The sequence below is a fragment of the Amycolatopsis sp. NBC_01480 genome (assembly GCF_036227205.1).
Classification (GTDB): Bacteria; Actinomycetota; Actinomycetes; order Mycobacteriales; family Pseudonocardiaceae; genus Amycolatopsis.
The window spans coordinates 6,820,425-6,838,160 of the sequence record NZ_CP109442.1 but is presented as its reverse complement, the minus strand read 5'-3'; the positions used below and the strand labels follow the sequence as shown (position 1 = coordinate 6,838,160).

The window sequence follows — 17,736 nt, the reverse complement described above, 5'->3', positions numbered from 1 at the left end:
AAGGCCAAGCGTGCTGAACGGTTTCCGATGTTAGCGGTTTTCGCGCAACCGCACCAGACCGGAAAAACCGTACCGAAGAGCTTTAATTCGAAAGAGATTCGGTTTCATCAGGATTTCATCGGGCTACTCTATTGTGCCGAGATTTGCCGACAACCCATTATCAACCACCACTCACCGGTGCCGTCGTAGCCGCATCGCCGCCGAAGCGGATCGACTTGGCCTCCTTGCCGAACGAGGTCAGCACCGCGACCAGCACCAGCGCCGGGATGACCGTCCACAGCAGCGCGGCGGTGTAGCCCTGCGACTCGGCGATGCTCTGCTGGATCGGCAGGTTCAGCGCGGCCAGCAGGTTGCCCAGCTGGTACGTGACGCCGGGGTAGAACCCGCGCACCGCGTCCGGCGACATCTCGGTCAGGTGCGCCGGGATGACGCCCCACGCGCCCTGCACCATGATCTGCATCAGGAACGAGCCCAGCGCGAGCATGCCCGCACCGTGGTCGAACGCGAAGATCGGGATGATCGGCAGCCCCAGCACCGCCGCGGTGACGATGGTGCGCCGCCGGCCGAGCTTCTCCGACAGCGCGCCGAAGGTCAGCCCGCCGATGATCGCGCCGATGTTGTAGATCACCGCGATCCACGTGCTCGTCGCCGCGGTCAGGCCGGCGCCGCCGTGCTCGGTGGCCTTGAGGAACGACGGGTAGACGTCCTGGGTGCCGTGGCTCATCCAGTTGAACGCGGTCATCAGCAGGATCAGGTAGATGAACCGGCGGATCACCTTGCGGTTGAGCAGCACGTCCTTCACCGACGTCTTGGTGACGCGCATCTTCTCCTGCGCGGCCTCCCAGACCTCCGACTCCTTCACCCGCGACCGGATCAGCAGGCTGATCAGCGCCGGGAAGATGCTCAGCGCGAAGATCCACCGCCAGTCCAGTCCCAGCGCGGTGTGGAACAGCAGGTACGCCAGCGCCGCGACCAGGTAGCCGGCCGAGTACCCGGCCTGCAGCACCCCGGAGAAGAACCCGCGCCGCTCCACCGGGATCTTCTCCATGGCCAGCGCCGCGCCCAGGCCCCACTCGCCGCCCATGCCGATGCCGTAGATGAACCGCAGGATCAGCAGCACGGTGAAGTTCGGCGCCACCGCGCACAGCACGCCCGCCACCGAGTACAGGATCACGTCGACCATCAGCGGCACCCGCCGCCCGACGCGGTCCGCCCACAGGCCGAAGACCAGCGCCCCGACCGGCCGCATCACCAGCGTCGCGGTGGTGATGAACGCCAGCTGCGTCGCGGTCGCGCCGAAGGACTTGTCCTTGGCGATGTCGGCGATCACGAACACGACCAGGAAGTAGTCGAACGCGTCCATGCTCCAGCCGAGCGACGCGGCGATGAAGGAGTTCCTCTGGTCGGAGGTCAGTTTCTGCTTACCCGGCTTCGCCACCACGCTGTCCGCGCTGTCCGACACACGAGCCCCCGTCGTTCTCTTTCGGAATCGGCCTCCGCTTGGTTTACACCCGGCCCAGCACGTCGGCAACACTCGGAATCAGAACGGGAAAACCAGTCACACCAAGCAAAAGCGACACAGACGTCACAACAGGACGCGGGTGCGGACCCGGCGGCCGACGTCGCGGGCCCAGGCCCGGATCAGGTCCCAGTCGCGGAAGTCGCCCGCCCGGTGGCCCGACGCCATGAATCGCGCGACCAGCCCTCTCGCGCGGGCGGGGTCGAGCCGTCCGCCGAAGGTCGCGGTCCGCTCCGCGTCGATCTGCGCGGCGAGGAAGGCGACCTTCGCCGGCAGGCTGACCTGGACCATCGCCGCGCCGGGGCCGCACGGGCCGCTGTGGAACAGCCAGACCGGCCGTTCCCGCAGGTCCTCGACGTGCCGCTCCAGCAGCCGCACCGCCTCCGGCCGCCAGCGCGAGTAGTACAGCGCGCTGCCGAGCACCACCGCCGCGTACTCGGTGACCCCGGCGACGTCGGCCGCGTCCCGCACGTCCACCCGCAGTTCCTGCGCGCGCAGCTCGTCGGCGATCACCTCGGCGATTTCCCGGGTGCCGCCGTTCTTGCCCGCGTGGACGACGAGGACTGCGGTCATGACCCCATTCTCCGCCCGCTGCGGACCGGCGGCTCCCCCGGTCTTCCACGATCCGCCGAACGGGCGTTCCCGTTCAGCCGGGCGGTAGGAAGGCCGGCCGCGCCGCCGGGTCCGGCTCGTCGTAGTAGCGGTGGAAAACGGCGGTCTGCGCGCCCGAGAGCGGCGGCACGATCCAGCTCCAGTCCGCCGGGCACGAACGGCCCGCTCGCTCCTCTCGTTCGAGGTGGTCGAGGAACCGCCGCGACTCCGAGTGGTGGTCGGCGACGGTGACCCCGGCCTGGTCGAACGAGTGCTGCACGGCCAGGGTCAGCTCGACCAGCGCGCGGTCGCGCCACAGCGTGCGGTCGTCGCCGGTGGCCAGGCCCATCAGGTCGGCGACCACCGGCAGCAGGTCGTACCGGCCGGGGTCGGCGAGGTTGCGCGCGCCGATCTCGCTGGCCATGTACCAGCCGTTGAACGGCGCCGCCGGGTACCGCACGCCGCCGATCTCCAGCGGCATGTCGCTGATCGCGGGCACCGCGTGCCAGCGCAGCCCGAGGCCGGCGAACCAGCGGTGGTCCGGGTGCGTCAGCGGCACCTCCAGCACCGCATCGGCGGGCAGGCCGAACAGCCGCCGCTCGCCCGGGCGGGCCTCGACCAGCAGTGGCAGCACGTCGAACGAGCCGCGGCGCTCCGGGCCCCGCCAGCCCAGCTCCCGCACGCTCCGGGTGAAGTCGACCTGCCGCGGGTCGCCGAGCACGGAGCCGTCGTCCAGCCGGTAACCGGCGTAGCGGACCAGCTGGGCGTTGTGGATGCGCGGGCCCGGCCCGGCCGGGGTGTCCGGCGCGAACACGGTGATGGTCGGACGGATGCGCCCGCCGCGCGTCGCCTCCCGCAGGTGCGCCACGCACTCCCCGGCGAGGCCGGCGGCGTCGCGCACGTGCCGCCGGTCGCGGACCCGCAGGCTGCGCCAGTAGAGCCGGCCGATGCACCGGGCCGAGTTGCGCCACGCCACCCGCGCGCCGTACGCCAGCTCGGCGGGGGTGTGCCGATAGGTGCCGGTCTCGGCGATTTCGTCGGCTATCCGCGCCAGCCGCTCGCCGAGGCGCTGCCCCGGCGGCACCGCCTCCTCGGCGTGGCAGAGCCGCACGAATTCCTCGGCCTCCGCGAGCTGAACACCGTGCATCACCTGCGTGGACACCATGGTCACCGGGCTACTCCACTCTCCGAGAACACAACCCGCCAAACGCCGGAAAAGTACACCGCTCCTCCGCTGTCATGATCAGAAACCCTGTAGCCCCAAGGGATCCGGTCAGACGGCGTAGATTACCCGACCACGCTGCGGAAACAACCACTGAATGGTGACTCACCGGGCGGCGCGCTGTTTCCGGCGGACCCATGCGTCTTTTCGAACGTATTCGGCGAACGGTCTTCTTTCCGCGGGTCTGGCGGTGTATTCGCGGGCCCGGAAGGTAAGGTCCCGGCGACGGCAGGGAGGGGTGCGGGTGGCCAGGCAGCGGATCCCGGTGGTCCTCGTCGCGGGCTTCCTGGGCTCGGGCAAGACCACGATGCTCAACCACCTGCTGGCCAACCGCCAGGGCGCCCGGGTCGGCGTGGTGGTCAACGACTTCGGCCGGGTGAACATCGACGCGCTCGCCGTCTCCGGCCAGGTGGACACCATGGTCTCGCTCGGCAACGGCTGCCTGTGCTGCGCCGTGGACGCCAGCGGCCTCGACGCCATGCTCGGCAAGCTCGCCGACGCCGAAGCGGGCATCGACGTGATCGTCGTCGAGGCCAGTGGCATCGCCGAGCCGCGTGACCTGGTGCGGCTGATGATCGCCAGCGACAACCCCGGCATCCGCTACGGCGGGCTCGCGGAAGTCGTCGACGCCGCCGAGTTCGCGGCCACCCGCGAACGCCACCCCGAGCTCGCCGACCACCTGCGCGTCGCCGACCTGGTGGTGCTCAACAAGGCCGACCGCGTGACGGCCGGGGAGCTGGCCAAGACGCGCGGCACTGTCGAGGAGCTGGCGCCGGGCGTCCCGCTGCTGGTCACCGACCACGGCCGCGTCGACCCGGAGCTGTTCTTCGACCCGCGGCCGCGCGAGCGCTTCGGCCAGCTCTCGTTCGACGATCTGCGGGAGCCCGACGACCACTCCCAGCACCTGCACGCGGCTTACGAGAGCGTCACGTTCACCGCGGAGCAGCCGCTTTCGCCGCGGCGGTTCCTGGACTTCCTGGAGCAGCGCCCCGCCGGGCTGTACCGCGTGAAAGGCCACCTCGACCTGGGCCCGAACGGCGTCCGGTCGCGGTTCGGGCTGCACACCGTCGGCGGGTTCGTCGCGTTCGACCGGTCCGCCTGGCCCGCGGGACGGCCGCGGCGCACCGAGCTGGTGCTGATCGGCGCGGGGTTCGACGCCGCCGATCTCACCCGCCGGCTCGAGGCCTGTCTGTCCGACGACAGCACGCCGGACGAGCGCGGCATGCTGCGGATCCTGCGTTACCTCGACGAGCCGGACGGCTGAGCGCGCCACGCCGAACGAGCGCAAACGCACGGATTCACGTGCATGCGGACGGACACTGGCCGTGGTGTAAGGAAAGCTGCTGAACCGCCCTCCCCAGGAGGAACAGTTCCATGGCGAATCCGTCCACGCTCCTCGGCGCGACGCGCTGGTACCTCGTCGGCGCGCTGCCGGACGACTCCCCCGTCGCCCATTTGATGACCCGCTCCGGCGACCTGCGCTACCGCGCCTCGGCCTGCGGCGACCGCGAATCCCGCACCTGGACGCCGATCGACCTCAGCGCCCGCGACGACGTCGCCCCGTGCCCGGCCTGCGCCGCCGCCCTGTCCGGCTCGACCGCCGCACTGGATCGGACCGAGCAGCTGGCGTTCGACCTGCCGTTGTCGTGAGTGTCTATGCCGGTTCTAACCGGCATGAACACTCACGAGCTTTTCTTGGCCCGGCTGGGCGCCACCCGCGGCGGCTCGTTCGGCATCTTCGGGTAGACCGGCGGCCATGGCGCGTCCATCAGCCCGCTCGCCAGGTCCTCGCGGGACAGCTCCAGCAGCGGTTCGATCGACTGCGGCCGGTCGTTCGCGCCGGCCCACGGGTCGCCGGCGGCCGCCACGCGGGCCGGGACGGTGGACAGTGTGAGGGTGTCCGGTTCGATCGTCGGGAGCTCGTCCCACGAGATCGGCGTGGAGACCTGGCCGCCGACGCGCGGGCGCACGCACCAGGCGCCGAACACCGTTTTGTGCGGCGCGTTCTGGTTGAAGTCGACGAACACGCGAGAGCCGCGCTCTTCCTTCCACCACTGGGCGGTGATCAGGTCCGGGTGCCGCCGTTCCAGCGCCCGCGCGAGCGCGACCGCCGCGGCGCGGACCTGGTAGCCGTCCCAGCGCGGCTCGAGGATCGCGTACAGGTGCAGACCGCGGGAGCCGGACGTCTTCACGTACGCCTCGATACCCAGCTCGCCGAGGAACGCGCGTACGAGCACGGCAGCGTCACGCAACTGCGGGAAACCGATGCCGGGTGACGGGTCGAGGTCGATCCGCAGTTCGTCGGCGATATCCAGCGCAGCAGCGCGGTTGGGCCAGACGTGGAAGCCGAGGCAGCCTTGGTTGACCGCCCACAGCACGTGCGCGAGGTCGGCGGCCACGAGCGCGTCGCTGGTCGTGCCGTTCGGAGTGGAGACGACGGTGGTGGTGAGCCAGTCCGGCGCGTTCTTCGGTACCCGCTTCTGGAACCACGACTTGCCGCCCGCGCCGTCCGGGTAGCGCTCCAGCAGCAGCGGACGGCCGCCGAGCCGGTCGAGCAGCGGCCCGGCGACGGCCTGGTAGTAGCGGACGAGGTCGAGCTTCGTCTCGCCGTGCTCGGGGAAGTAGACCTTGTCCGGGCTGGACACGGTCAGCTCGACCCCGTCGACGTCGAGGATCATCTCGCCTCCCGGAACAACGCGGCCAGTTCGGCCGGCGGCGCCTCTTCGAGCTGGGCGTACGTGCAGGACGCGGGTTCGCGGTCGGGCCGGAAGCGCACCAGCCGCCCGCCGTGCCGCAGCCGGCCGCCCTGCAGGTGCTCGTACTGGATCTCGGCGACCCACTCGGGCCGCACCGGCTCCCAGCTCAGGTCCTTCTGCGGCGCCCAGCGGCTGTTCGCGCCCGGCCGCCTCCCGGTCTCCTCATCGGCGGTCTGGTACTCGGCCCAGGTCCGCCAGGGATGCCCGTCGAGCGCGTTTTCGGTCAGCGGCTTGAGTTCGTCCACCAGCTCCCGCCGCCGCTTCGCGGTGAAACTGCTGGCGACGCCGACGTGGTGCAGCTCGCCGCGCTCGTCGAACAGCCCGAGCAGCAGCGACCCGATCCCGGCGCCGTCCTTGTGCCACCGGAACCCGGCGACGACGCAGTCCGCCGTGCGCTCGTGCTTGACCTTCCACATCACGCGCTTGTCCTGCTCGTACGGCTGATCGGCGGGTTTGGCCATCACCCCGTCGAAACCCGCGCCCTCGAAGCGGGTGAACCAGTCCTGCGCCGTGTCCGGGTCGGTGGACAGCGGCGTGAGGTGGACGCGTTGCAGTGCGCCGGTCGGATCGCCGCCGAGCGCGTCTTCGAGCAGCCGCCGCCGCTCGCTGAACGGCTCCCCGGTGAGATCCCGGTCGTCCAGCGCCAACAGGTCGAACGCGATGAAGCTGGCCGGCGTCTCCTCAGCCAGTTTCGCCACGCGCGAGGCCGCGGGATGCAGCCGCAGCTGAAGCGCCCCGAAGTCCAGCCCCCGCGGCGTCACCAGCACGATCTCCCCGTCGACGACACACCGCGGCGGCAGGGCGTCCTTGAGCAGCTGCACCAGCTCGGGGAAGTACCGCGTCAACGGCCGGTCGTTGCGCGAGCCCAGCTCCACCTCGTCCTGATCGCGGAACACGACACAGCGGAACCCGTCCCACTTGGGCTCGAACCACAGTCCCCCGGCGCGCGGCACCTCGTGCACGGCCTTGGCCAGCATCGGCCGCACGGGCGGCATCACGGGCAGCTTCACGAGTGGATCCTAGGCCGCGGGAGCGTTGACCTGCAGGATTTCGCGTCTTGACTCGAAAGAGGCAACCGGCCACGATGTGAGGCTTCTCGGCTACGACGGGTGATCGGTGCGAGGAGGCCTCATGCGGCAGGGGACCAGGCGCGGGCGGGCCCTCGCGGGGGCGGCGATCGTGGCGGGGGCGCTGGTGGCCGGGTGTTCGGCCGAAAGCGGGACCACGATCAACCTCTACCTCTCCCCCGAAGACCACATGCAGACGCTCGTCGACAAATGCACCCAGGAAGCGGCCGGGCGGTACCGGATCGTCTACAACAAGCTGCCGCGCGCGGCCGACGGGCAGCGGGAGCAGATGGTGCGGCGGCTGGCCGCGGGGGACGACTCCATGGACGTGCTCGGGCTGGACGTCACCTGGATCCCCGAGTTCGCCGAGGCCGGCTGGATCGACCCGTGGACCGGGGCGGACCGCGCCGCCGCTACCAAAGACGTGCTGCCGGGGCCGCTCGCCACCGCCCAGTGGAACGGGAAGCTGTACGGCGCCACCAAGAACACCAACATCCAGCTGCTCTGGTACGACGACCGTCTCACCCCGGCGCCGCCGCGGACGTTCGACGAGATGATGGCGCAGGCCCGGCGGCTCAAGGCCGCCGGCAAGCCGTACCAGGTGGTGTTCACCGGCGCGCAGTACGAGGGGCTGGTCGTCTTCTACAACACCCTCGTCGCCTCCGAGGGCGGGCACATCCTGTCCGGCGACAGCAAGTCCGTCGTGATGGACGACGGGGCCGTCCAGGCGCTGCAGCTGCTGAAAACCCTGGCCAGCACCGGAATCACCGACCCCTCGCTGACCAACCAGAAGGAGGACGAGGTCCGCCAGGCCTTCCAGCGCGGGCAGGCGGCGTTCCAGCTGAACTGGCCGTTCGTCTACGCGGCCTACGCGCAGGAGAAGCCGCAGGACGTCAGCCACATCAAGTGGGCGCCGTACCCGGCGGCCGTGCCCGGACGCGAGGCGCACGGGACGATCGGCGGTTACAACCTCGCCGTCAGCACCTATTCGCCGCACAAACGCGAGGCGTTCGAGGCCGCGCTCTGCCTCCGCAACGAGGAAAGCCAGAAGTACCAAGCGCTTCTCGACGGCGAGCCGCCGAGCCTCTCCTCGATCTACAGTGACACCAAGCCGCTGGACCCGGCCAAACCCGCCGACGCGACCGCGAATCCCACGATGGCGCAACAGTTCCCGATGAAGGACGACATCCGCACCGCGCTCGGCGACGCCGCCGTCCGCCCGCTCACCCCCGCGTACCAGAACCTGTCGACGGTGATCTCGAAAGTCCTTTCCCCGCCCGCCGAAATCGACCCGCAGGCCACCGCCCAGGAGCTGCGCGAGCGCCTGGCCGACGCGCTCGAGTCACGCGGCATCATCCCCTGAGCGGCCGCCGTCAGATCTCCGCCAGCACCAGCCCGCCCAGGGGTTTCGGGGTGAAGTAGGTGGCCTTGCGCGGCAGGCGCCGGCCCGCCGCGTGGACCTTCAGCACCGTCTCGAACGGCACGGGCGCGAGCTGGACCAGCGCGCCCGGCGGCACCGGGCGGCCCTCCGGCAGCGGCCGCACCGCGGGCCCGTCCGGGTCCACGCCCAGCGCCTGCCCGAACAGCACCCGCTCGACCGCCTCGTGGTCGATCATCAGGGAGCCGGCCACGGGCAGGGTGACGCGCAGGGCCTCGTCGCCGGCCAGGACCACCACTGTGCCGGGGCACGAAGGCGGTGTCCGGTCCGTCGTCGCGGTGACCTCCAGACCCGCCCCGCGCCAGGCGCTCGCCAGCTCCGCCGCGGAGAACCCGGTGAGGACGCGGTTGATCGCGCCGATCTCCAGCCGCGGCCCGGCCGTGACCAGCGCGAGCAGAGCGCCCTGGCCGGTGGCCGCGGCGGCCGCGACCCGGTGGTTGCCGTCCGCGACCAGCAGGTCCGACCGGGCCACGGCGGTGAGCAGGCGCGCCTGCACGGTCCCGGACGGCACCGCCCACAGCTCGTGCCGGCGGCCGGCGAGGTCCACAGTGGACACATCCGGTGTGCCGAGCCCGGCGCACGCCGATTCGACGGCCTCGGTCAGCAGCGCCCCGTCCTCGGCCGGGACCAGCATCGCCGCGCTCGTCGCGCAGCCGAGGCCGGCCAGCACGGCGGCGCGCTCCGCGACCACGTGCGGGTACACCTCCTCCGTGTGCCGCACGTGGGCGCGGCCCGAGTTCAGCTCGCTCAGGTCGACCAGGCACAGCACCCCGGACGCCGCCCCGTCCGGGCCGTCGATCCGGTACGCCGCGACGAAGCCGCTCAGCGACCGGTAATGCAGTGCCCGGATCCGGGCCAGCGCGGCGCGCGCCGAGGGCAGCGCGGCGTTCAGGTCCAGCCCGCGGGCGAGCGCGGCCGGCGTCCGCGCCGGATGCTGCACGGCCAGCAGCGTGTCCCCCGCCGCCTCCGGGGACGCCAGCGCGGCGACGACGGCGTCCGGCTCCGCGAACTCGTCGACATCCGGCCCGGGCACGCGACCGCGCACCACCCATCCGCGGCGGATCGGCCGCACCCACGTGTCCATCCCCCCATCATGTCGGGCCGGGCGTCCGCGAAAACCCTTCACTCGTTCGTGGAATGCTTGTCGACGCGAAGGAGTTGAAGCCAGCCATGGGCACCCCGAGGAGCAGACGACCGATGAACCAGCCTGCCGCCGCGGCATCCGACGTCGCCGAGCTGGGCGCATGAACACGGCGGTCCCGGCCAGTACGGCCAAGAAGGGCGTCGGCCTGCGGTCCGAGCGCGGACCGGTCCTGGCGGCAGTCATGCTCAGTACCGGGCTGGTCGCGCTGGACAGCACGATCATCGCCACCGCCGTCCCGTCCGTGGTCCGCGACCTCGGCGGGTTCTCGCAGTTCCCCTGGCTGTTCTCGGTGTACCTGCTGACGCAGGCGGTCACCGTCCCGCTGTATGGGAAGTTCGCCGACGTGCTCGGCCGCCGCCCGGTGATGTTCTTCGGCATCGCGGCCTTCCTGGTCGGCTCGGTGCTGTGCGGCGCGGCCTGGAGCATGCCGGTGCTGATCGCGGCGCGCGCGGTGCAGGGCATCGGCGCCGGCGCGGTGCAGCCGATCAGCATGACCATGGTCGGCGACCTCTACACGGTCGAGGAGCGCGCGCGGGTCCAGGGCTACCTGGCCGGCGTGTGGGCCATCGCGTCGGTGGTCGGGCCGACGCTCGGCGGCGTGTTCTCCGAGTACCTGAGCTGGCGCTGGATCTTCTTCGTCAACCTGCCGCTGGGCGCGATCGCCGCCTGGATGCTCTACCGCAAGTTCACCGAGCGGGTGGAGCGCAGCCGGCACCGCATCGACTACGCCGGCGCCGCGCTGCTCACCTTCGGCTGCACGGCGCTGATCCTCGCGCTGCTGGAAGGCGGCGTCGCGTGGGGCTGGGCGTCGGCGCCGAGCCTGCTGATCTTCGCCGCCGGCGCGCTGGCGCTGATCGCGTTCGTGCTGGTGGAGCAACGGGCGAAGGAGCCGGTGCTGCCGCTGTGGGTGTTCACCCGGCGTACGCTCGTCGGCGGCAGCCTGGTCGCGCTGGTGGTCGGCGCGGTGATGATGGGGCTGAGCTCGTACCTGCCGACGTACGCCCAGGGCGTGCTCGGCACCGGCGCGCTCACCGCCGGGTTCGCCCTCGCCGCGCTGACGATCGGCTGGCCGCTCGCCGCTTCACTCTCCGGCCGGATCTACATGAAGATCGGGTTCCGCGACACGGCGCTGATCGGCGCCGTGTTCATCATCGTCGGCGGGGTGCTGACCACCACCCTCGGGCCGGACTCGTCGATCTGGGCCGCGGCCGGCTCGTCGTTCGTGCTCGGCATCGGGCTGGGCCTGGCCGCGAGCCCGACCGTGGTGGCCGTGCAGTCCACCGTCGGCTGGGAACGGCGCGGCGTGGTGACGGCGACCAACATGTTCAGCCGATCCCTCGGCAGCGCGGTCGGCGCGGCCCTGTTCGGCGCGATCGCCAACGCCACCCTGGCGAACCGTTTCGCGAACCCGCCCGCGGAGCTGGCTGGCAAGCTGCCGGACAGCGTGGACGCCACGAGCCTGGTGCTCGGCGGCCACGCCGACCATTCGGCCGCCGCGGGGTTCGTGCGTGGCGCCCTCGCGGACGCCACGCACAACGTGTTCCTCGCGCTGGTCGGGGTCGCCGTGCTCAGCGTCGTGGCGCTGGTGCTGATGCCCCGCAAGACGGTCCAGCTGGAATTCTTGGACTGATCAGTTCTGCAACGGCATCAGTTCGCGCTGGAAGCCGTCGAGGAACCGCTGGTAGTCGCCCGAGTGCCCGGGCCGCAGGACGAACTTCGACAGCCCCGCGTCGATGTGCTGTTCCAGCAGGCGCCGGGCCTCGGCCCAGCTCGTCGCGACGAGTTCGGTGATCGGCGTGCCCGGCTGCCGTTGCGCGGCGGCGGCCACCATTCGCTCCGGCACGCCCTCAGTGGCCACCAGCAGGCTCAGGCCGAAGTGGTCGGGCTCGATCTCGCGGCCGGCCTCGGCGGCGGCGTCCTGGATGGCGACGCGGGCGGCCCGCGCCTGCGAGGGCGAGTGGAAGCTGCCGAGCCAGCCGTCGGACAGCCGTCCCGCGCGGCGCAGCGCGGCCGGGGCGCTGCCGCCGAGCCACACGTCCAGCCGCTTGGCCGGGCGCGGGCCGATGGTGATGCCGTCGACCTGGAAGAACTCGCCGTCGAACGACACGTCGTCCTGTTCCAGCAACAGCCGCAGCAGGGTCAGGGACTCGTCGAACACCTTGGCGCGCTTGCCTTCCGGCACCGGGAACAGGGTGTGCTCGGCCGGGTTCGCCGGGCGCAGGCCGAACACCGGCAGCACCCGTTTCGGCGCCAGCCCGGCCAATGTGACCAGCTGCTTCGCCACCAGCACGGGGTTGCGGCCGGGCAGGATGGCGACGCCGGTGCCCACCTTCAGCTTGCTCGTCCGGGCGAGCGCGTGCGCCATGCCGATCAACGGGTCGACCTCCGGCGCGTAAACCAGCTCGGACAGCCACAGCGAGTCGATCCCCGCCGCCTCCAGCGTCTCGGCCAGCCCCGCGAACTCCGCGGGACCCGTGCCCGGCGCCGGCGCGACCCCCAGCCGGACCTTCAGTTCCTCGCCCACACTCGCTCCTTCCGACCGGTGTCCGTCTGCTTGGAGCAACGCCGCGGGACCGCCGGGTACTCCCGCGGGCAAAGACGAAGGCCCCCTCCCGGATGGGGGCCGGAAGGAGGCCTTCGGAACGCGGGACCCGTGGCCGCTGCGACGGCGCCCGCCCGCTCATCGTGGAAGACCGCCGTACAAGAGCCGTACATGAACGTTTATGCGGTCGCCGCGATCACCCGGCCCAGCGCGGCGTGCAGGGCCTCCAGCTCGGACAGCTCCATGCCGAGCGTTTCGACCACGCGGTACGGGATCTTCTCCGCCTCCGCGCGCAACGCCCGGCCCTTCTCGGTCAGCTCGACGGTCAGCTGCCGCTCGTCGGCACGGCTGCGGCCGCGCGTCACGTAGTCCATCGCTTCCAGGCGTTTGAGCAGCGGGGACAGCGTCGCGGGCTCGTGCCGCAGCGCCGCGGCGAGGTCCTTCACCGACCTCGGCGCCTTCTCCCACAGCGCGAGCATCACCAGGTACTGCGGGTGCGTCAGCCCGTGCGGTTCGAGCAGCGGCCGGTAGATCGCGATCACGCTGCGCGAAGCGACCGACAGCGCGAAGCACACCTGACGGTCGAGTTTCAACGGGTCCTCGCCCAGGTCGATCTCGGCCACTGGTCCTCCTTCTCGCGTCGCGCCACCTTAGCGGAGTGGGCTGGACTACACTAATCGTTAGTGCACTAATCATTAGTGTACACTGTAATCAGCCGAGGAACTCGAGGATGGAGGACGAGATGACACGTCCCGGAGTGCTCCGCTGGTTCTGGTACGCCGTGGGCGGCCGGCTGCCCGAGCGGTACCGCGACTGGGTCCTGCACGACACCACGTCGAAGCACTGGAAGGCGCGGCACGTGCTGCGCAGCTCGGTCGGCATCGCGCCGCTGTGCCTGGTCTGGCTGCTGCTGCCCGGCCCGATCCAGCTCCGGCTGGCGATCGTGCTGATGGCCGCGCTGGTGGCGTACTTCTACTCCTGCGCGTACATGGAGGAGAGCATCGACCACCGGCTCTCGCGCAACGGCTTCCCGCCGGGCACCGGCAAGCGCATCCGCAAGGAGGCGTTCGACGCCGCGGACGCCGAGGCGAAGGCCCGCTACATCGCGATCTACCGGCAAAACGGCTCGTGAGTGTTCATGACGGTTAGAACCGTCACAAACACTCACAAGTAGACTCGGCGTCCGATGAGACGCAAGCTCGCGGCCCCGCTGCCGCCACGCCACGGGCTCGACCCGGCCCGGCTGCGGCTGCCCGACGAGGGACCGTGGGGCACGCTGCTGGAGCACCTGGTCGAACGACTGCCCCGCGTCGCGCCCGAGCGGATCGAAGAAATGCTGCGGGAGGAGCGGATCTTCGGCCCGGACGGCCCGCTCGGCGTCGGCACGGCGTTCGAGCCCGGCACGTTCATCTGGTTCCACCGCGACCTGCCCGACGAGGTGCCGGTGCCGTTCGGCATCTCCGTCGTGCACCGCGACGAGCACCTGCTCGTGGTCGACAAGCCGCATTTCCTCGCGACCATCCCGCGCGGGCAGCACATCCTCGAGACGGCGCTGGTCCGGCTGCGCCGCGACCTCGACCTGCCGGCGCTGTCGCCCGCGCACCGCCTCGACCGCGTGACGGCCGGGCTGGTGATGTTCGTGATCACCCCGTCCGCGCGCGGGGCGTACCAGACGATGTTCCGCGATCGCCTGGTGCACAAGGAGTACGAGGCGATCGCGCCGTACGACGCGGCGCTGGAGCTGCCGCGCACGGTCCGGAGCCGGATCGTCAAGGAACGCGGAGTGCTTGCCGCCCAAGAGGTTCCGGGCGAGGTGAACGCCGAGACGTACGTGGAGCTGCTGGAGCACCGCGACGGGCTGGGCCGCTACCGGCTGGTGCCCGCCACCGGCCGCACGCACCAGCTGCGCGTGCACCTGAACGGGCTCGGCATCCCCATCCTCGGCGACGGCTTCTACCCCGTGCTCACCGAAACCCCGCTCGACGACTTCACGAAACCGTTGCAGCTGCTGGCGAAGACGCTCGAGTTCGACGATCCGCTGACCGGCGCGCCACGGCGGTTCACCAGCGGGCTGCGACTGTCCTCATGGGACTCCCCCGCGGCGTGGGCGGCGCCCCCGGCGGGCACCGGGGACACCGCCCGCGGGGTCACTTCGTCCAGAACTTGACGCCGCTCCACTGCACGGTGATCGGGCCGGCCCCGCTGGAGGTCCGGTACGAGCCGATCTTGTCGTAGTAGCTGCCGCTCGGGCTGTCGACGGTCTGTTTGAGCGACCCGTTGATGTAGACCTTGTGCGTGCTGCCGACCTGGTTGATCGTGTTGACCCGCACGGAGGTCCCGACGGTGGCGCCGCTGGCCAGCGTCTGCCCGCCCTCCACCGCGTACATCCGGCCGCCCTTTTCGACCGCCAGCAGGAAGTACGGTCCCGCGTTCGAGCCGTCGCGGAAGGTCTGCTTCACGCTGATCCGCGCGCCGCTCATGCTGGTGATCTTGAACGAGCCCTCGAACTGGTGCGTGCCGCCGGTGTAGGTGTCGTACCGCCGCTCGGCGCGCTGGTCACCGCTGCCGGTGGAGCAGGTGAGCTGGAAGGTGAGGCCGCTGATCTGGCCGCACCCGCGCTCCTGCTCCGCATAGCCCGGCGACCAGGGGTTCCACGGCCCCGTACCCACCTGCGCACTCGCGACCGGGGTCAGCGCCGCCAGGCCGAACAGGGCTCCGGCGAGCACTCCGCCGATCCGAAGTCTTCTGCGCACTAGCCAACCTCCAGGCAAATCAGGGCGGCGGTAGTGGACAGGTCCAGACCACTGCAGGACCTGCGTGATGACTGTACGAGCACGGGCGGAAACAGACAAGCACCCGTTCCGGGGCCCTTGACGACTTTGTTTGTCACTGCTTGGCTCAAGGACATGCATGACGTCGAGGTGATCGAGGACCCGGCCGCGGCGGCCGTCGCTCTGGACCCGGTGCGGGCACGGCTGCTCGCGGCGCTGACCGAGCCGGCGTCCGCCGCCGCGCTCGCCGCGCGCCTCGGGCTGACGCGGCAGAAAGTGCACTACCACCTGCGCGCGCTGGAAACCCACGGCCTGGTCGAGCCCGCGGGCTCGCGCCAGTGGGGCGGGCTGACCGAGCGGCTCTTCACCGCCACCGCCGCGTCGTACCTCGTCTCCCCCGCCGCCCTCGGCGAGGCCGGGCAGAGCGCGATCGAGCCGGACCGGCTGTCGGCGGCCTACCAGCTCGCCGTCGCGGGACGCACGGTGCGGGAAGTCGCGGGCCTGGTCCGCCGCGCCGCGCGCGCGGAACAGCCGTTGCCGACGCTGACCCTCGACACCGAGATCGCGTTCGGCTCGGCGCGCGACCGCGCGGCGTTCACCGAGGACCTGACCGCGCTCGTCGCCGGCCTCGTTTCGCGCTACCACGACGAAGCGGCCCCGGGCGCGCGCACGCACCGGCTGGTGGTGACCGCGCATCCGAAACCGGCTGCGCCCGTTGAGGAATGACCGGCCTCAGCCCGTCGCGAGGCCCAGCGCGGCCACCACCAGCGCGGTGACGGCAGCGCGATGGTCCTCGGTGTCCGACCACCGCAGCCGGCGCCCGGCTTCGACCACCACACCGAAGCCCGCGTGCACCAGGACGCGGGCCTGGCGCGGGTCGAGGTCCGGCCGGGCCAGCCGCAATTGCTGTTCCCAGACCGCGATGTGCTCACGCTGGGCACGCACTACCGGCCGTTGCAACGCGGCCGGCATGCCGATGATCTCGGCCTCGGCGACGCTGGTGAGCGCGGTGTGGGCGAAGCTGTACGCCACGTACGTCGCCGCCAGCGCGACCACGGCCGCGCGCGGATCCGCCACTCCGTCCAGGTTCCGGTCCACCGCTTGCGCCAGCAGGCCCGCAGCTTGGAGGCAGGCCGCGGCCAGGATGTCGGCCTTGCCGGGGTAATGCCGGTAGATCGCGGACGTGGTCACCCCGACCGCCTCGGCGATCCGGCCGTTCGTGACGTTGGCGAACCCGTCCCGTTCGAACAGCGGGATCGCGGCCGCCAGGATCTCCGCGCGCCGGGTCCGGGGCACCGGCAGAGTGGGCAGTTCGACGCGGCGCGCCCTCCCGGCGGCTTCGCTGGTGGCCGCCTGCACGGCGGAAGTCAGCAGCAGGCTTTCCACCCGGCGGTTCGCGATCGAGGTGTGGTGCATGGTGATCGACCCGATCACGCCGAGGGCGGCCACCGCCCGCAGATCCCCGTCGGGCCTCGGGTGCTCGCGCCGCAGCACCTCGACGACCCGGCCGACGACGTGGGCGAACTTCGCCTTGAGCCGCTGCCGGTCCTCACGCTCGAGGTAGCGCGCCTCCCAGCGGTACACCCCGCCGGACGCGCGATGGGCGACGGTCACCTGGGTGACGACGGCCAGCGTCTCGGCCAGCGCCGCGTCGGGCGGCACCTCGTCGAGCGCGGCGACGAGCCGGTCCGCCATCACGTTCGCGCACTCGGTGAACAGCGCGTACTTGTTCGGGAAGTGCCGGTACAGCGCCGCGGCGGTGATCCCGACGGCGGAAGCGATCTCCTCCATCGACGCCGCGTGGTACCCGCGCGTGCTGAACACCCGGCCGGCCGCTTCGACGATGAGCTGCCGGCGGTTGCGCGGCCGGACGGCCGCGGCCGGCTCGGAGGTCACCACGGCGCCCGGGCCGGCGCGGGAGCGGACAAGGCCATGCGCGCCAGTCAATCACGAGCCGGGCCCGGCGCCCGGGATCGTCCCGGCCGGACCGCCGGTACCGGTTCCGGCCGAGCAGCTCTTGCCGAGCCGTGACCCGGGTCGCTATGTTAATGGAGAATCACATCTCACGACGAACCCGCAACACCCTCGCATCAGCTGAAACGGCTCGGTGCTCAGGCAACGTGGCCTCAGGGAAGCAGGTAAGTAAATGGAAGATCTCAGCAGGAGGAGGGTCCTCACCCTCGGCGCCGCACTGGGCCTCGCCGGTGCCGTGAGCGTCACCCCGACGTGGGCCTGGGCGGCTTCGGGCTCGGTGGCCGGAACCGGCACGGGCACCGATCCGTGGTCAGTCTGGGACGACGAGGTGGACTACCTGGTGGCCGCGCTGATCGACAACGGCCAGGTTCCGGCAGTGAACACCGCGCTCCATTCGTGGCTGAACAACAGTGATCCACTGCCGTCCGGGCTGCCTGCCGACCTCGTCGGCTGGCTTGGCAAGGCCAACCGGCTGCCGTCCTGGGCCGACCCCGCGAAGCTGCGCCTCGCCGCGGATTTCAACCGCCGCAAGGACACTTACCTGTTCATGCTGTACGGCCTGGGCAGCGGCATCATGAGCACGGTGATCCCGCGTGAGGCCAAATCGGTCTACTGGTCCGCGGGCGGTGCCAACATGAAAGACCGTGCGGCCAAGACTTTCACCTTCGGTTACGACCTCTGAGGTTCCCCCCGGGATCCGGACACCGGGGTT

The 17,736-nt window shown here is 71.2% G+C and carries 17 protein-coding genes and 1 pseudogene; 8 read left to right on the top strand and 10 right to left on the bottom strand.

What is annotated here, in order from left to right:
* Positions 1–160: 160 nt before the first annotated feature.
* The 3 genes from OG371_RS32620 to OG371_RS32610 form a co-directional block, all read right to left on the bottom strand.
* Complete coding sequence (locus OG371_RS32620; RefSeq protein ID WP_442876192.1) at positions 161–1,363, bottom strand: MFS transporter; 1,203 nt, start codon at positions 1,361–1,363, stop codon at positions 161–163.
* Between the two features lie 222 nt (positions 1,364–1,585).
* Positions 1,586–2,092 carry a flavodoxin domain-containing protein gene (locus tag OG371_RS32615; RefSeq protein WP_329059400.1) on the bottom strand — a complete coding sequence of 169 codons (507 nt, stop codon included), beginning with the start codon at positions 2,090–2,092 and terminating at the stop codon, positions 1,586–1,588.
* A 73-nt stretch (positions 2,093–2,165) separates the two neighbouring features.
* Positions 2,166–3,275, bottom strand: a complete 1,110-nt coding sequence (locus tag OG371_RS32610; RefSeq protein ID WP_329073337.1) for a nitric oxide synthase oxygenase — start codon at positions 3,273–3,275, stop codon at positions 2,166–2,168.
* Positions 3,276–3,576: 301 nt separating this feature from the next.
* Between OG371_RS32610 and OG371_RS32605 the strand changes: the two genes are divergently transcribed.
* Positions 3,577–4,596 carry a CobW family GTP-binding protein gene (locus OG371_RS32605; protein ID WP_329059398.1) on the top strand — a complete coding sequence of 340 codons (1,020 nt, stop codon included), beginning with the start codon at positions 3,577–3,579 and terminating at the stop codon, positions 4,594–4,596.
* 110 nt (positions 4,597–4,706) lie between these two features.
* Positions 4,707–4,982, top strand: a complete 276-nt coding sequence (locus OG371_RS32600) for a hypothetical protein (RefSeq protein ID WP_329059397.1) — start codon at positions 4,707–4,709, stop codon at positions 4,980–4,982.
* A gap of 32 nt (positions 4,983–5,014) precedes the next feature.
* On the opposite strand, the gene ligD is transcribed toward OG371_RS32600, so the two are convergent.
* Together ligD and OG371_RS32590 are read right to left on the bottom strand one after the other, a co-directional pair.
* Positions 5,015–6,010 (bottom strand): non-homologous end-joining DNA ligase, encoded by a 996-nt coding sequence (gene ligD / locus OG371_RS32595; protein WP_329059395.1) that lies wholly within the window; start codon positions 6,008–6,010, stop codon positions 5,015–5,017.
* A complete protein-coding gene (locus OG371_RS32590) occupies positions 6,007–7,098 on the bottom strand; it encodes an ATP-dependent DNA ligase (protein WP_329059393.1) in 1,092 nt (363 codons plus the stop codon). The genes ligD and OG371_RS32590 overlap by 4 nt, the downstream gene beginning before the upstream one ends.
* Positions 7,099–7,219: 121 nt before the next feature.
* On the opposite strand from OG371_RS32590, the gene OG371_RS32585 reads away from it, so the two are divergent.
* Positions 7,220–8,518, top strand: a complete 1,299-nt coding sequence (locus OG371_RS32585) for an ABC transporter substrate-binding protein (RefSeq protein WP_329059391.1) — start codon at positions 7,220–7,222, stop codon at positions 8,516–8,518.
* A 10-nt stretch (positions 8,519–8,528) separates the two neighbouring features.
* On the opposite strand, the gene OG371_RS32580 is transcribed toward OG371_RS32585, so the two are convergent.
* Positions 8,529–9,677: a DUF1015 family protein gene (locus OG371_RS32580; RefSeq protein ID WP_329059389.1), complete on the bottom strand. Its 1,149-nt coding sequence runs from the start codon at positions 9,675–9,677 to the stop codon at positions 8,529–8,531.
* A gap of 160 nt (positions 9,678–9,837) precedes the next feature.
* Here OG371_RS32580 and OG371_RS32575 point away from each other — a divergent pair, with 160 nt between their 5' ends.
* The gene (locus OG371_RS32575) at positions 9,838–11,367 is read left to right on the top strand and encodes an MDR family MFS transporter (protein ID WP_329059387.1); all 1,530 of its coding nucleotides are present in this window, start codon (positions 9,838–9,840) and stop codon (positions 11,365–11,367) included.
* On the opposite strand, the gene OG371_RS32570 is transcribed toward OG371_RS32575, so the two are convergent.
* Entirely contained in the window at positions 11,368–12,261 is an 894-nt protein-coding gene (locus OG371_RS32570; RefSeq protein ID WP_329059385.1) for a TIGR03854 family LLM class F420-dependent oxidoreductase, read from the bottom strand.
* Positions 12,262–12,458: 197 nt separating this feature from the next.
* A complete protein-coding gene (locus tag OG371_RS32565; protein ID WP_329059382.1) occupies positions 12,459–12,902 on the bottom strand; it encodes a MarR family winged helix-turn-helix transcriptional regulator in 444 nt (147 codons plus the stop codon).
* 119 nt (positions 12,903–13,021) lie between these two features.
* On the opposite strand from OG371_RS32565, the gene OG371_RS32560 reads away from it, so the two are divergent.
* Together OG371_RS32560 and OG371_RS32555 are read left to right on the top strand one after the other, a co-directional pair.
* Positions 13,022–13,411, top strand: coding sequence for a DUF5313 domain-containing protein (locus tag OG371_RS32560; RefSeq protein ID WP_329059380.1), 390 nt, complete (start codon positions 13,022–13,024; stop codon positions 13,409–13,411).
* 54 nt (positions 13,412–13,465) lie between these two features.
* Complete coding sequence (locus tag OG371_RS32555; RefSeq protein ID WP_329059378.1) at positions 13,466–14,446, top strand: RluA family pseudouridine synthase; 981 nt, start codon at positions 13,466–13,468, stop codon at positions 14,444–14,446.
* On the opposite strand, the gene OG371_RS32550 is transcribed toward OG371_RS32555, so the two are convergent.
* Positions 14,427–15,032 (bottom strand): hypothetical protein, encoded by a 606-nt coding sequence (locus OG371_RS32550; protein ID WP_329059376.1) that lies wholly within the window; start codon positions 15,030–15,032, stop codon positions 14,427–14,429. The genes OG371_RS32555 and OG371_RS32550 overlap by 20 nt on opposite strands.
* Before the next feature lie 153 nt (positions 15,033–15,185).
* On the opposite strand from OG371_RS32550, the gene OG371_RS32545 reads away from it, so the two are divergent.
* Positions 15,186–15,776 carry an ArsR/SmtB family transcription factor gene (locus OG371_RS32545; RefSeq protein ID WP_329059374.1) on the top strand — a complete coding sequence of 197 codons (591 nt, stop codon included), beginning with the start codon at positions 15,186–15,188 and terminating at the stop codon, positions 15,774–15,776.
* 6 nt (positions 15,777–15,782) lie between these two features.
* Here the strand turns inward: OG371_RS32545 and OG371_RS32540 are convergent, their stop codons facing one another.
* On the bottom strand, positions 15,783–16,946 hold the full coding sequence (locus OG371_RS32540; RefSeq protein ID WP_329059372.1) for a TetR/AcrR family transcriptional regulator: 1,164 nt from the start codon (positions 16,944–16,946) through the stop codon (positions 15,783–15,785).
* Between the two features lie 250 nt (positions 16,947–17,196).
* Here OG371_RS32540 and OG371_RS32535 point away from each other — a divergent pair.
* Positions 17,197–17,703 (top strand): annotated as a pseudogene (locus OG371_RS32535) (oxygenase MpaB family protein); the annotation flags it as partial.
* Positions 17,704–17,736: the final 33 nt, after the last annotated feature.